11 protein-coding genes are annotated in these 14,526 nt (G+C 38.8%); 4 read left to right on the top strand and 7 right to left on the bottom strand.

Going from position 1 to position 14,526, the window contains the following annotated elements; genetic code table 11:
• The first annotated feature begins 7 nt into the window (after positions 1-7).
• A complete protein-coding gene (locus tag AB1444_00590; GenBank protein MEW6525145.1) occupies positions 8-2,077 on the top strand; it encodes a 7TM diverse intracellular signaling domain-containing protein in 2,070 nt (689 codons plus the stop codon).
• Positions 2,078-2,112: 35 nt separating this feature from the next.
• Here the strand turns inward: AB1444_00590 and AB1444_00585 are convergent, their stop codons facing one another.
• The 7 genes from AB1444_00585 to AB1444_00555 form a co-directional block, all read right to left on the bottom strand.
• On the bottom strand, positions 2,113-2,709 hold the full coding sequence (locus tag AB1444_00585) for an outer membrane beta-barrel protein (GenBank protein MEW6525144.1): 597 nt from the start codon (positions 2,707-2,709) through the stop codon (positions 2,113-2,115).
• A 404-nt stretch (positions 2,710-3,113) separates the two neighbouring features.
• Positions 3,114-3,404: a hypothetical protein gene (locus AB1444_00580; GenBank protein MEW6525143.1), complete on the bottom strand. Its 291-nt coding sequence runs from the start codon at positions 3,402-3,404 to the stop codon at positions 3,114-3,116.
• 112 nt (positions 3,405-3,516) lie between these two features.
• Positions 3,517-5,310, bottom strand: coding sequence for a putative glycoside hydrolase (locus AB1444_00575; GenBank protein MEW6525142.1), 1,794 nt, complete (start codon positions 5,308-5,310; stop codon positions 3,517-3,519).
• Positions 5,291-6,973: a DNA repair helicase XPB gene (locus AB1444_00570; GenBank protein ID MEW6525141.1), complete on the bottom strand. Its 1,683-nt coding sequence runs from the start codon at positions 6,971-6,973 to the stop codon at positions 5,291-5,293. Before AB1444_00570 ends, AB1444_00575 begins: the two co-directional genes overlap by 20 nt.
• A 3-nt stretch (positions 6,974-6,976) precedes the next feature.
• Positions 6,977-7,408, bottom strand: coding sequence for a hypothetical protein (locus AB1444_00565; GenBank protein MEW6525140.1), 432 nt, complete (start codon positions 7,406-7,408; stop codon positions 6,977-6,979).
• 403 nt (positions 7,409-7,811) lie between these two features.
• Positions 7,812-9,194 (bottom strand): MFS transporter, encoded by a 1,383-nt coding sequence (locus AB1444_00560; GenBank protein ID MEW6525139.1) that lies wholly within the window; start codon positions 9,192-9,194, stop codon positions 7,812-7,814.
• Between the two features lie 618 nt (positions 9,195-9,812).
• Positions 9,813-11,930: an acetate--CoA ligase family protein gene (locus tag AB1444_00555; protein MEW6525138.1), complete on the bottom strand. Its 2,118-nt coding sequence runs from the start codon at positions 11,928-11,930 to the stop codon at positions 9,813-9,815.
• Positions 11,931-12,238: 308 nt separating this feature from the next.
• On the opposite strand from AB1444_00555, the gene AB1444_00550 reads away from it, so the two are divergent.
• Genes AB1444_00550 through AB1444_00540 form a run of 3 tightly spaced genes read left to right on the top strand, consistent with a single transcriptional unit; the run spans position 12,239 to position 14,522 of the window.
• Complete coding sequence (locus AB1444_00550) at positions 12,239-12,820, top strand: TetR/AcrR family transcriptional regulator (GenBank protein ID MEW6525137.1); 582 nt, start codon at positions 12,239-12,241, stop codon at positions 12,818-12,820.
• A gap of 35 nt (positions 12,821-12,855) precedes the next feature.
• On the top strand, positions 12,856-13,257 hold the full coding sequence (locus AB1444_00545) for an SCP2 sterol-binding domain-containing protein (protein MEW6525136.1): 402 nt from the start codon (positions 12,856-12,858) through the stop codon (positions 13,255-13,257).
• Between the two features lie 38 nt (positions 13,258-13,295).
• Positions 13,296-14,522, top strand: a complete 1,227-nt coding sequence (locus tag AB1444_00540) for a M24 family metallopeptidase (protein MEW6525135.1) — start codon at positions 13,296-13,298, stop codon at positions 14,520-14,522.
• Positions 14,523-14,526: the final 4 nt, after the last annotated feature.

Raw genomic sequence — 14,526 nt, 5'->3', positions numbered from 1 at the left:
ACATTATATGAAACAATTGGTTTTATTACTGATAACTATCGCCACCTTTTTTTTACTTATAGTACCATTGTACAGCGTTGAAGCTGTATATGACATGCAAACATTTAATTTTGATAATGCCACAACCTATAAAATAAAATCACATTGGCTTTTCTGGTGGAATGAGCTTGTTGACCCTGTTGCTATTGAAAAGGGCACAGCGCCAAAACCAACCGATAGCGTTATGATGCCCCAGCACTGGACTGACTATGTGCTTGACGGCAAAAAGTTGCCAGCAAAAGGCTATGCTACATATGCACTCAAAATACTTTTGCCTGATAATGCAATTTATGGTATGTATTTAGATCACATGGTGACAGCCTATCGTTTGTATATCAATGGTATTGAAGTAGCCAGCAATGGAAAGGTTTCTAAAGACCTTTTAAAAATGGAAAACGAATGTAAGCACCAGGCAATCTATTTTACCCCTAAAGATAAAGTGGCTATGTGTGTGGTGCACATTAGCAATCGTGATTACCGCACTGCCGGTATGTGGCAACCCATAGTGATTGGCAAAGCCAGCGCAATACTGACCCATTATAATACTAAAATTATACGTGACCTTTTTTTATTTGGTGCAATTCTCATTATTGGTTTATATAATATTGCCCTGTTTTTATTTCGTACTAAAGATAGGGCGCCATTATGGTTTGGTCTTTTTTGCCTTACGGTATGCGCCCGTATTTTAGCAACCGGCAGCACCACAATATCAAATATGTTTCCAGGATTCCCATGGGAATTGCAGATAAAAATGGAATTGGGCGTGTTTTATTTAGGTGGGCTTTTCTTTGGTATGTTTTTCCATGAGGTTTATCCATTAGAAATAAAAATGAAGCATTTACGTTTTTTTAATGCTGTGTTCATCATTTTAACTTTGCTTGCTATCATCACCCCGGTTTCATTTTTTAACAGGCTTGTCCCGCTTATGCAGGTTGCTGTGCTCTCTGGCCTCACGTATGTACTGGTGTGCCTCATTATAGCAGCAAAGCGCAAGAGGCTTCATATCAATTATTTTTTAGCAGGGTTTGTGCTATTTATGCTTGCTGCAATAAACGATATATTATATGCCCAAAACATACTACCCACCCTGTACGTTCTTCCCATTGGTTTATTTATCTTTATTTTTACTCAGGCAATTGCCATTGCTCGCATTTTTTCTTTTTCATTTTTGCAGGTGGAACATCTTTCCACACATTTAAGCAACCTTAATCAGTCGCTTGAACGGTTTGTGCCTCATGAGTTTTTAGCCTTTTTGCAAAAGCAAAGTATCCTTGATGTACAGCTTGGTGACCAAACGTTGAAAGACATCACTGTTTTGTTTGCTGACATCCGCTCATTTACCACACTGTCTGAAAACATGACACCTGAAGAAACTTTCAAGTTTTTAAACTCTTATCTTAACAGGATTGGCCCCATTATACGCAGCCATAACGGTTTTATTGATAAATATATTGGTGATGGCATCATGGCACTGTTTCCACAATCGCCAAAGGATGCTATTGATGCAACCATTGCAATGGTACAGCGCATACAGCAGTACAATGAAGAGCGGGTACGTTTTGGCCTTGAACCCATATCCATTGGCATTGGCATCCATACCGGCAGTGCAATCCTTGGTATTATTGGGGAAACCATGCGCATAGAAAGTACAGTTATATCCGACACCGTAAACCTTTCAAGCCGCATTGAAAGCTTAACCAAGCATTTTCACACCACCATCCTTGTATCCGGTGATGTATATCAGCAGGTAAAAGATATCCCTGGCTACCATTTCAGGTATATAAGCAAGGTTATAGTGAAAGGAAAATCACAGCCCACAAAAATTTATGAGGTCTTATCACTCTATCCTCAGGAATCGCTTGAATTATTTACATCCACTGCTCTTATGTTCAGAAAAGCACTTTCATTCTACAACAAAAAGCATTATGACCAGGCAAAAGCATTATTTGAAGAAATATTAACTATAAATCCCCATGATATAATTGCAAAGAATTTTATTCAGGATATTGAAGAAGAAAAAAATACAGGCAGGGTTTAACCTGCCTGCATGTGATTATATTATATGTATTACACTTATATTCCTGTAGCACGGGTGCGTGTGCCAACGCCAATATAGAGTGCCATGTTATAGTTTTTGTCAATTTCATAGCCAGTTTCAGCAAACTGGTTTTTTGTCAGGTTCCAGCCAAAGCGCGCCTCAACATCAAAATAGATGCCTTCTGCAATAGGTGTCATAAAACCTGCCACACCATTTACCCACAGGTCAACCTCACTATCAGGTTCTGTTTCACTTTTTGGTAAATATGAACTCATCAAATACCGTAATGAAACGCCAGGACCAATGTAGAATCCACCAGGAGCTAAAAATTTAACTGTTACCATGGGAGTTAAAAAGCCAAAATCATAGGCTTTATTATCTTTATCTGAAAGATATGCATATTCTAAAGCAAATCCCAAAAGCATACCACCAAGGTTAAGGTTATACTCACCCTCAACTGCCATACCATTAAGTTTGGAATCATCTGCGTTGGGATCATCATATTTTATCGTATTCCACTGATACCCTACCCGTAAAAACGCTACGTCATCGGTCATCTCCTGTGCCTGTAAACCTGTAGTCATACATGCCACCGCTGCCATCAGGATACACAACGCTAATTTTTTAAACATCGCAAAACCTCCTTATAATAGTTTAATTTTTTGTACATCTTTGTTTTAGACCTTACACAAAGAGCAAATATCCTAACAGCTACCTAATGACATAGTTGTAATGAATAATCAAGCTTTTTTTATTATATTTTTTTGTTATCAAATGTAATAGCTCTGGCAACACGCATCTTCCACAGCTTTCGTACATCAAGCAGATACTCATATTCTCTAAACTCCAGATACAGATGTATCCGTTTCCATGGATTTAGTTTATCCCTTTTAACCTCAATACCCTAATGTGAATGAATATAGTAGCCTTATACATTCCTCATTATTGGATTTATAAAAAATACACTTTCAGATTATTTTTTATATAACAAAATTATTCCATTCCAGTTTAAACTATAACAACACAATTGCAGTTTTTATGCAATTGCGTCAAAAAACGTGCCGGGAATGGCAATAGATATACTTTTTTGTATATAAGCGGTGCGGGTATACAGGGGCTCAGGGTTATCTTGTATATGCGATAGCAACCGTGCATGCTCATCGGGAGTGGGCTTTATGTACTGGATGTTATTCTCTAACCTGCGTGCAACACCTTTTACCGGTGTGATGCGAGAATCGTCATACACCGGCCATACCATCATCGTGCGTGCAGGTTTTGCTGACGTTTGTGGCAATGAAATAATTGATAATCCATCAGAGATTCTCATGTAGGCATTATCGGCAAAAAAGTGCAAAAAATTAAGAAAAATAGATATATATAAAAAGGCTTTATCCCCTGTAAGAGATAAATAAAATCTTTTTTATTTCCAGTATTTCACATCATTGAATTTTTTTTAATACCCCATAATCCCTGCCTGCATTCCATAGTATGTAACCATGTACACCTACATCGCTGCAAGCCTGAATCTGTTTCTGTATATAGTCATACCCCCATCCTGGCGAAAGCATCTTGAATGCCTGCAGGTACGGGCGCACATAAGCCTGTGATTTGATTAATGCCCTGCGATTGCTTTCGGTAACTATTGCATAATAATCCCCGGGATCTATGCTTCCGTCAAAAAATTTCCTCCCATAATGCGAAGGATATACCATAGGACACAGCACATCCACTATAGAGGCCATGGCCTCAATATCCTGCCCTAACCATTGCCCAAATTCATACCATACTGTAAAGCCATACACATCCACGCTTATTGGCACATGCAACGCCTGCTTCGCACTGCGCAGATACGCCGCAATGGCCTCATATTTGTAGATACCATTGGTGGGCTTAAACGTAAACATACAGCGATGCACAGGTCCATCGGTAGGGAAGCGAATATAATCAAACTGTACTTCATCAAAGCCAGCCTTTTGTGCTTCTTTAGCAATTGCAATATTGTAGCTGTGTACAAACTCCGAATATGGATCAACCCAGTACTCCTTTGGATTGCCGCGCCACGCTTTCTTTGTAGCACCATCCTTAATTGCATATTTTGTATCAAACGCTTGAAACAATCGCTGATCCTTAAATACCACCATGCGTGCAATTGCCTTCACATTGTGTTTGTGTACATATGCACACACCTCTTCTGGCGGCAATCCTTTACGCAATGCCCCAATGGATGCAGCAGTTGGTTCACTTACATACACATTACCATAATCATCTTTAATGTCAAACACCAGTGCATTATAACCTGTTTTTTTTGCAACGGCAACAAGCTCCTTAACCATTTTCCACGATGAAGGAACTCCCGCATACAACCCGCGTATTGTATCCTTTTTTTGTTCAATCGCCTTTACAAATAAACAGTGTGTGCCATCGGTAAGCAAAGCACAGTGAGCCTGTATGGGCAATAGTTCCTGATAATATTCCTTTTGCCCTGTAATTGTCACTACTGCATCGTTGTCCATCACAACCACACTGCCATCAATACTACCACCCCATAGGTTGCCAATATGTCCACGTAATCGTTTTTTCCATTCCTTTCCGTTATACGCAAACACCTGGTTTGTATATGTTGTTATGCAAACTTCAGGTGAAACTCTGTATACCTCTTCAATAAACACAATGCTGTCAGAATACTGTCTTTGGGGAAGGCCATTGCTTACATTGGTAAACCTGTTATCTGTATATCGATACACCCCATTCCAAGATGTCCCCACCATAAGCGTGCTACCAAAAGCATAGAGTGCCGTAATACATGCATTGGCAGGAAGGCCGGTCAATGCAACACTTTGCCAGCTTGTACCGCTGTCCTTTGAGCAATACAGCGAATACTTGGTGGCAACATAAAGGATTGTGGGGTCAGAGCCATCAACACAAAAAGCTGATATACTGCGGTAGGTGGGAAGCAACCCGTTTATTGTCCGCACGTGAGCGTCATGGGGAGTGATACTATGCCAGGAACTATCGCCCACGGTACGTTTAAATAAACCGTGCTCACGTGTAGAACAGTAGAATGTATTCCCCACATACTGAATGTCTTTTATGCTTATTGTATCAGGCAGTCCCTGATGATATGGTTTTCCCTTATAGTATAATTTCCCATTTGTGCCCTGATAAAGAAGCGGCTGCCAGGCATAGGAAAGTGAAGTAACCAATGCACAAAGACTAAGAACTAAACTTTTCATGGAACATGCTTTCATTCATGATGATGTAGGTATACCCCTGCTCTGTTAAGAAAAGCTGGCGGTTGTGCGCAAAATTTTCCTCAACGGTGTGTGCCGTTATGAGCGAATAAAAATACGCCGTGTTGTCCCCCGGCTTTGGACGAAGGATGCGCCCCAAACGCTGTGCCTCTTCCTGGCGTGAACCAAACGTACCGGAAACCTGAATGGCAACATTGGCATCAGGAAGATCTATAGAAAAATTTGCAACCTTTGAAACAATAAGCCGTGTAATGGCACCCTGTTTAAATTGTTTATACAGTTCCTCGCGTTCTTTTATGGGAGTGCTTCCGGTAATAAGCGGAAATGAAAAACGCTCCTGAATCTTTTCTAACTGGTCAATATATTGCCCAATGATAAGAACACGGTCATTGGGGTGAGCCTTTAATAATTGCTCCACATAATGCAGTTTTTTTTCATTCTCCGAAGCAATTCTAAACTTTTGCCTATCGCCGGCAACCGTATACTGATAGCGCAAGCTTTCGGGCAATTCAATACGCACCTCGGTACAGATAGCCTTTGCAATCCACCTACATTCTTCAAGCATCTTCCAGGGCATATCAAATTTTTTTGGCCCAATGAGGCTAAACACGTCTGTTTCCAGTCCATCCTCACGCACCAGTGTGGCAGTAAGCCCCAAACGGCGCTTTGACTGTATCTCGGCAGTCATTCTAAATACGGGGGCTGGCAAAAGGTGCACTTCATCGTAAATGATTAAGCCCCAGTTATTCTGTGTAAACAGGCCAAAATGCTTGAATTCATCTTCTTTTTTACGGCGGTATGTCAAAATATTATAGGTGGCGATAGTTACCGGTTTAATGTCTTTGCTATCACCGGAATACTCAGCAATCATATCTTTAGTCAATGTAGTTTTATCCAATAGCTCATCAATCCACTGGCGAAGCGCAACGGTGTTGGTAACACAGATGAGCGTCTTTGTTTGATACCGGTGCATAATGCCAATACCAACGATAGTTTTGCCTGCACCACAGGGCAGCACAACCACACCGCTTCCACCCTCTTCACTTCCTGAGCGATAGAAACTATCAATTGCATTCTTCTGATAATCACGAATCTCAAACGGCATGCCACTGGCTGTAACAGTTCGCAACTCAAATGGGCAGGGATCACCATCAACGTATCCCGCTTTATCTTCAACGGGAAATCCAATCTTTATTAACGCCTGTTTTATATGCCCGCGATTGTGAGGCTTTACGCGTATTTCATACTCAGAAAGCTGCCCTTCAATAAATTTCTGAATCTGTTTATGGGTAGCTATCTCCCGTATAATATGCACATCATCAGATTGCAGGATGAGGGTATCACCACGCTTTATCAGGGTAAGCAAACCATAGCGATCCATCTGCTCTTTGATGGTGGTGATAACTATTGCAGGAACAGAATAGCGCGAGTATCGCTCAATACGCTCCAGGATTTCTTTTGTACTAAGGCCAGCTGAGGCTGCATTCCACAACGATAACGGCGTTATACGGTAGGTGTGGATATGCTCGGGGCTTTTTTCAAGCTCAGCAAAAGGCAAAATTGCATCCCTCACCTCTTCATACAGGGGATTATCTACCTCAAGTAGTAGCGTATTGTCGCTCTGGACGATAAGTGGTTTTGTCATGTGTTATAGTGTAGTGTGTAATATTTTTCCTAGCAACGTTAATTCTTTTTTGATTCTGCGTTTTAGTATAGCTCTAAGAAGCGGTGCAACAATAAAATATCTCAACGGCAACCTGATTGAACACTCAATAGTAACCGTTGCAGACACAGTATCTTCCATAACGGTATACCTGTATTCGTACTGCTTCAAAGCTCCTTTCAGCATTTTGAGCTCACAGTATTTAAAGGGAACAGCAGTGTACTTAAGCCGCAGTGGGTAGCGCTTAATAATAAAACGCACATCCACATCAATAAGCTGCAATCCTTCCTCATCACGAGCAATGCGATAGTTCTTTAAATCAGCCTTCACCCGTGCCAGTTTATTAATATGGTCAAGTGCTGCAAAAACTTCAGCAGCAGAAGAGTTATAGGATTGTGATACATTTATTTTTATCATACTCCATCACACAATACTAAAGTGCAAATGGTATTGTGTAAATGGCAAAACTATTTGTCAAATACTTAATTGCATCATCTCCTGTTAAGCAATGCACGTTCCAATAAGAATTGCGCCATTCAGTTGTTTTTGTAAAACCTCATACCAGGATTGCTATCCTTTAACCTTGTGCCAAGTTTACTGTTATCCACAAAATGAGAATTTTCATCAGTTAAAAATAGCGAGTCTTTTACCCGTATATTTATTGTATTCTTTCCTTTTTTGCGTACGTCTTTTAGCTTACTCTACATCTCATAAGCAATTTTTTAAAAAATGCCTTTATATTGCTATGCACTTTCTTTTGTCCCGGCGGAAACAAAAGAAAGTGCCCAAGCAAAATGTCTTAAATTTCAATAATTACAAATTACACCTTTTCTTTTGTTGCCAGTATCTCAAGAACCTTCTTTTCATCATACTTTAAGAAAAGAATTAATCCGGCAATACAGAATACAAATGCCACAGCACACGTTAATCGTACACCTATATCATTCTGTGGTGTTTTTCCCAGTAATATGAGTGATGGGAATAAAAGTGCAGCAATCATCTGACCCATCTTTGACATGAAGGTACGTGCTCCAAAGAAAATCCCAGCTTTAAAATTGCCTGTTTGTATCCCATCCGCTTCAGCAATATCAGCAATGATAGCATTGGGTAAAATTCCAAAAATAGCTAATGGTAAAGACGTCATAACAATGATGATCAAGCCCTGTACATTTTTATCAATTGGGAACCATCCTAACATGGATGCCACCACATACACCGATGAATACAGCACAAATGCAAACACCAGTAGCTTTTTCTTCCCTATCTTCTGTGCTATCAAGTTTACCGGAACATAGAATAGAAAACTCAATGCAAACAAAATAATCATATATTGAGAATACACAGCCTTATCCAGCTCAAGTAACACTGTTACATAGTACACTAAACCAGTTGTAATGAATGTAAGTGCAACCCAGTACGCTAAATCTGAGATAGTAAAATATAAGAAATTTTTATTCTTAAATGCTGAACGTACTGCCTCAAAGGTACCCTCATTGGAAACATTGGGCTCACAATATCGCCGTTCATCAATAAAAATAACCGGCAAATACATCAACACCAGTGATACGCCACTGAATAGTATCATCACAACCTGAAATGCTTTTGTTGAACTGTAGCCATAGCTTTGTTCAAATAATGACTGTAATGCAACTGCCTGCGAACCAATGGCAAATCCTATAGCCCAGGTTATTGAAATCAACGTACTTAAAAACAACCGTTCTTTGGGATTGTGTCCCAATTCAGAAAGCCAGGCAAAAAATGGCGTTACATACATAGTCATAAACCAGTAAAATAGCGTTACAACTATAAAAAGCCATACAGCATTCCATGGTGACAGAGCATTCACCGGTGGCATAAACGCTAACATTCCCAGTATTGCAAAGGGGAATGCGCCAATGGCTAAAAATTTTCGTCTTCGTCCAAATGGTGAACGTGACCTATCAGACATTGTTGCAATTATTGGATCGGTTATAGCATCCCACAGCCTTCCAAAGGCGTAGATTAGTCCAATAATCGTTAGCACTCCAATCACATACCCCTGGTAGATATATGCCGGAAATATTGCTTTATCAGCTGACTCTGGTGGCAGATAAAAATATATTAATAAATTACCAACACTGAATGAAGCTAATGACCATCCTAACTGCCCTAAAGCATAGATGATCTTTTTCCATAACGGTAACTTTTCAACTGTGTATTCCATGCTGTTTCCTCCCCACAGGTAATAATATCCTTTCATCAGGATGAATAGCGATATGTACTCGACAATATATCGATAACGATATTATTATGCCTGAAATTAAAATCAATCTTTTTTTATTGTATACCTGTAATTTTATTATTCTATAGGTATTTTTTTTGAAATCCTGTATAGAATACAGCAATAATTCCTTAAAAAATTTCATACTGAATATAGTGCACACCGGAGCCGTGTCAAAACAAACCGTGTGGATAGCAATGACGCGGATGAAATGTCATTGCGAGCGTAGCGAAGCAATCTCAATGCCGCACAAGATAAGATTGCTTCGTCACTTCGTTCCTCGCAATGACAGGAAGGCAAAGTAATTGCAATAAGGTGTCTTTTGGGACACCCCCGGTGTACACTATTTTACATTTTATTCAAATTTCCACATTTAGGAATAATTAGTGTATAGAATACATATTTTGAAACGTTGATTTTATGCATGTCATTCCAAAATTATATTTGGTAATAACTATCTCTTCAAGCGTATTTACGGTATCAAAAAAATTGTAACAAAATAAAAAACCCGCCCTTTAGTATTGTTAAGGCGGGTTTATTCTATTCTCGGTTACGATTATTCTACAATGATGTTGGTGATGCAACTTTCTGCTTTTGCAAAAAGATTCGCGCATCAACAGCCATACACCCATGTGAATACACCATAACGGGATTGCATTCAATATCTAAAATTTCTTCAATTGAAGCTATTGCTTGACTCAGTGTCACGATGACATCACTGAATGCATGGGCGTCAAGTGGCTCCTTACCTCTGAACCCTTCAAACAACCGTGCTGCTTTCAACTCCTGTATCATCTCCAATGCTTCTACCCTTGTAACAGGAGCAAGTCGAATAGATACATCCTTGAATAGCTCAATATAAATACCTCCCAATCCAGCAACAACTATCGGCCCAAAAACTGGATCTTTTTTAGCTCCTACAAAAAATTCTGTTCCACCCGGTGCCATGGTGTGCACATACACACCAGAAAACACTGCATTGGGATTATAATCGTATAATGATTTTTTCATTTCTTCAAAAACATCTTTGAGTTGGTCTTTGGTTTGAATGTTAAGTTTAACACCTTCAACCTCAGTTTTATGAATGGCATCCGGCGATACTATCTTGGCAGCGATCGGGAATTGAAATTCTGTTTTTTCAATTTCCTCTGCTGATTGGATCAATATTCCATTAACTATCGGTACCCCAATAGACCTACAAAATTGTATGGATTCATGTAAAAGTGGGTCCCTGTTTTCCTTTCCTATTGTATCAAAATATGGGATGTGAGTTTTAACTGCTTTCATTATGGTAGTGTCAACGATGCCTCTGTTATTGCGCATTGCCTTTTTTTGATAGTAATCAGCAGATATAGCAAGTGCATGTGCAGCGCTGTATGGTGTATTAAAAATTGGCATTGGATGGTTCATATTAATATCAAGCATTTCTTTAGCATCAGAAATCATTGCCACCATGACTGGTTTGTTATATACACGCACCAGTCGTTCTACTGTATCAAGGAATGTGCGTGACATGCCAGCTTCATATTCAGACTGGTATAGATGATTAAATAAAATGCCATCAACCTCATCTAATTTAATGGTCTCTTCAACAATTTTGCCAAATATTGTATAATCAAATATCTCACCTAAATCCAGTGGATTTTGATGTGAAATGACTCGTGTTTTGTAGAGGCTGCGGATTGTATCAATATAGCTTTCAGGGAACGTAATAAGATTAAAATTATACTTGGAACATGCATCAGCGGAAATAACTGCATGCCCACCTGAACGTGACAATACTGCCACATTCCTTCCTTTCATGGGTGGAAGCTGCATTGCTTTCACAGCCAGAATAACCTCCTCTTCATCTTCAGCACGTATGACGCCTGCCTGCGCAAATGCAGCATCAACAACAGCATCGCTTGCTGACAGTGCTGTTGTATGTGATTGAGCAATCTTTGCACTAATTGGAGATCTGTTTGATTTGTGTACTATAATTGGTTTTTCTGATGCACGAGCTATATCAAAAAATTCCCTTCCCCGGTTAAATCCTTCTAAGTAGCATATAATAATTCTGGTTGCTTCATCATCATTGACAAAATAATTGAGAAAATCCACCTCATCCAGCATGAGTTTATTGCCAATGCTTACAAATTTATTGATAAATATGTGATTTTCAGGCAATGCATGCAGATAGGTATTACCAACACCACCACTCTGGGAAATCATTGAAACTTCACCTGCAACTAATTCTTTACGGAAAAATGCAAACGGCATGAACATCCGTTCTTCAAAGTTGATGGTACCAATACAATTAGGACCAATAATTTTTATCCCATACCTGTTGGCTATCGCAAGAACCTGTTGTTCCAATGATTGCTCTGCTTGTGAATATTCACTGAAGCCACCCGATTCTATGACCACATGCTGTATCCCTTTTTTGCCACATTTTTCCAGCTGTTCAGGAACTGTTTTTGCTGGCGTAATGATAATGGCAACATCAGGTGTTTCAGGCAAATCAAGGATATCTTTATATACTGGTATTCCTTCAATCTGGCCTTCCTGTGTACTTACACCATACAGCTTTCCTGTATACGCTTGCTGGAGATTGTTAAGAAGTATAATCTTACCTAAATTAATCTTTGTCAGAGAAACACCTACAACAACCATACTTTTGGGATAAAAAAATGTTTTCATAAATTCCTCATATCCTTATCATACAATAATACATATATAGCACTATGTTATAGACATATTTTTATAGTCAACATTTTTAATATTAGTTATATTATTTTTTGTTATTTTCCCAGCTGGCTACTATGAAAATAAAATGTAATTTTTCTAAACACTGATGTATGTATGAATATTCAATCTTTAACTTTTTAATCACAAACAACTTTTAATTGGATACTTTTTTTATTTACTTATTAATTTTATCATTGACATATTCAGGTATAAATTATAAATGAACATATTAACATATTGTTCATTTATTTAGTTATGTTATGAGAAAGAAAGAAAACACTGAAAAAATATATGCCGCTGCTCTTCAGGTTTTTTCCAGATATGGGTATAAAAAAACCACCGTCGAAGATATAGCCAGAGAGCTCAACATGACAAAAGGTAACCTGTATTTATATGTTAAAGATAAAAAGGACCTGTACCACAAGACAGTTGAATTTGCTCTATTGCGCTGGCAAAATTATGTACGTCAGGCAATTCAAAATGAACATGATCCCAGAGATAAATTTATTATTATGTGCCAAAAAGCAGTAGAGTATTTATCCATGGATGCTGAATTTCGCAATATCCTAATACATGACCCTGATATATTCCCCATGTTTACTAATAAAGACCCCTATGAACGTATTAATAATAATTCAGTTACCATGATAAAAAATATCTTAAAAGAGGGAATTGAAAAAGGTCTTTTTAGACCTGTGGATATATCATCGATGTCAAAGGCAATTTTTTCTATTTATAAGATGTTTATTATCCGCATGTACATACGGAGTGAGGAAAAATATGTGCGTTCAATGTTTGAGCAAACACTGGAACTGATTACTCAGGGTTTGTTTAAACAATAATTCAATACTATTTTTTTATTTTTAGGAGGTGTCTTATGCCCCAGGAATTAATGTATTTAACAAAGGAATGGCGTGATGAAGCTGAACGTCGCCTGAAAAGTGAACTCACACCAGAAAAGATGAATTTTATCACATCATCAATGTCCAATATTTATTTAGACTGCCCTGATGGTAAAAACAAATATCTTTTTTTCAAATTTGTTGATGGCAAGCTTGACACATTAGCCCTTGGTGAGGGTGAACCACCTGATGCTGAGTTCCGCATATCCGGTGACTATCAGGTTTTTGCCATGATTTCCAGAGCCGAGTTAGGTTCACAAAAAGCTCTTATGACAGGAAAATTAAAATTAAAAGGGAATATGGTAAAAGCATTAAAATTAGCAGCTATAGCGGACAGGTTAAATAAAGTATTATCACAAATACCTGCACAATATTAACTAACCACACTACATTATAACACTATGAGGTATACACTATGACATCACGATTAGAAAATAAAGGGCCCTATTATATTGACTTTCCTGGCAGAGTCAAGGCTATCCAACAGGAAATGGCAAAGGAACATATTGATGTTTATCTAGGTTCCCGGTTACGAACATTATCCTGGACTTTAGATGCGTTTTGCCCATGGAGAAGTTTTGTTGTTATTCCTAACGAAGGGATGCCAGCTGCGTTTACCTTTGTTATTGATGCAGCAAGAGTAGCTGACGAGACATGGTTAGATGAAGATCATGTATTTGGTTTTGCACCAATGGGTGGTCAGGATCAGATTGAGCTTATTGCTGATTATATCAAAGACCTTTTAAAAAACAAAAAGGGAAGAGTTGGGATAGAAAGTGGCATGTCTAATTATTTGCCTGAGGGAAACCTGACACATTATGAATATGAACGATTCAGGGATGCCCTACCAGATGTTGAACTGGTCAATGCGTATACTATAATTGATAAACTATCAATGATAAAAGATGAGGGAACAATAAACAGGTTTCGGGAAGCATCCCGTATAGTTGATGTAGGACATAAAGCAGTATATGAAGCTATCAGCAACGGTGGGTGGAAAGGCATGACTGAAACTGAGATAGCTGGCCTTGCAGCGTATGCCATGCGTAAAGAAGGTAGCGAATGGGAATGGAGTTATACCGGTGGAAATGAGATAGCATCAGGATATAGAACAGGGCTTGCTGGTGGGGCCTGCACACCTGCAACAAGGAAAAAAATTGCTGCTGGGGAACCTCTTATGGTAGATATTCATGCAATGTTTATGTTAGGATTGGGGGATCATTCACATAATTATCTGATAGAACCTGTTACTGACCGGCAACGCTGGCATGCACAGAATTTTCTTGATATTGTCAACCTTACACTGAAAACTTATAAAGCTGGAATAACTCCTTCTCTATTAGCTGAACAGATGATGGCTTTTGCAGAGGAGCAAGGCTTTGCTGATTACATGGTGCCTGGATTTGAACATGGGATAGGGATGATGGGTGATGAATGGCGTATAGGATTAAATGACGGGCCTTTCCCATTCTGGACCAATCCTGACCATGTATATCAGGAAAACGAATTAATAATCTGTGCTTTGCAATATGCATGCCCACAGGATAACATTGGATTCAGATATGAAAATCCAATTGTAATTCATAAGGGTTATTGTGAACCTTTATCACAATACCCGTTAACTATCGATGAAATTAAATAGCTTT

It is taken from the genome of Spirochaetota bacterium (assembly GCA_040756435.1).
Taxonomy (GTDB): Bacteria; Spirochaetota; UBA4802; order UBA4802; family UB4802; genus UBA4802.
This window is presented reverse-complemented; position numbering and strand designations above follow the sequence as displayed.

What these genes read in the sequence shown, in the direction of transcription:
- AB1444_00565 (MEW6525140.1), bottom strand. Translation starts at nt 7,408, where the DNA reads ATGATAAAAATAAATGTATCACAATCCTATAACTCTTCTGCTGCTGAA.
- AB1444_00555 (MEW6525138.1), bottom strand. Translation starts at nt 11,930, where the DNA reads ATGAAAACATTTTTTTATCCCAAAAGTATGGTTGTTGTAGGTGTTTCT.
- AB1444_00540 (MEW6525135.1), top strand. Translation starts at nt 13,296, where the DNA reads ATGACATCACGATTAGAAAATAAAGGGCCCTATTATATTGACTTTCCT.
- AB1444_00580 (MEW6525143.1), bottom strand. Translation starts at nt 3,404, where the DNA reads ATGAGAATCTCTGATGGATTATCAATTATTTCATTGCCACAAACGTCA.
- AB1444_00585 (MEW6525144.1), bottom strand. Translation starts at nt 2,709, where the DNA reads ATGTTTAAAAAATTAGCGTTGTGTATCCTGATGGCAGCGGTGGCATGT.
- AB1444_00550 (MEW6525137.1), top strand. Translation starts at nt 12,239, where the DNA reads ATGAGAAAGAAAGAAAACACTGAAAAAATATATGCCGCTGCTCTTCAG.
- AB1444_00560 (MEW6525139.1), bottom strand. Translation starts at nt 9,194, where the DNA reads ATGGAATACACAGTTGAAAAGTTACCGTTATGGAAAAAGATCATCTAT.
- AB1444_00590 (MEW6525145.1), top strand. Translation starts at nt 8, where the DNA reads ATGAAACAATTGGTTTTATTACTGATAACTATCGCCACCTTTTTTTTA.
- AB1444_00570 (MEW6525141.1), bottom strand. Translation starts at nt 6,973, where the DNA reads ATGACAAAACCACTTATCGTCCAGAGCGACAATACGCTACTACTTGAG.
- AB1444_00545 (MEW6525136.1), top strand. Translation starts at nt 12,856, where the DNA reads ATGCCCCAGGAATTAATGTATTTAACAAAGGAATGGCGTGATGAAGCT.
- AB1444_00575 (MEW6525142.1), bottom strand. Translation starts at nt 5,310, where the DNA reads ATGAAAAGTTTAGTTCTTAGTCTTTGTGCATTGGTTACTTCACTTTCC.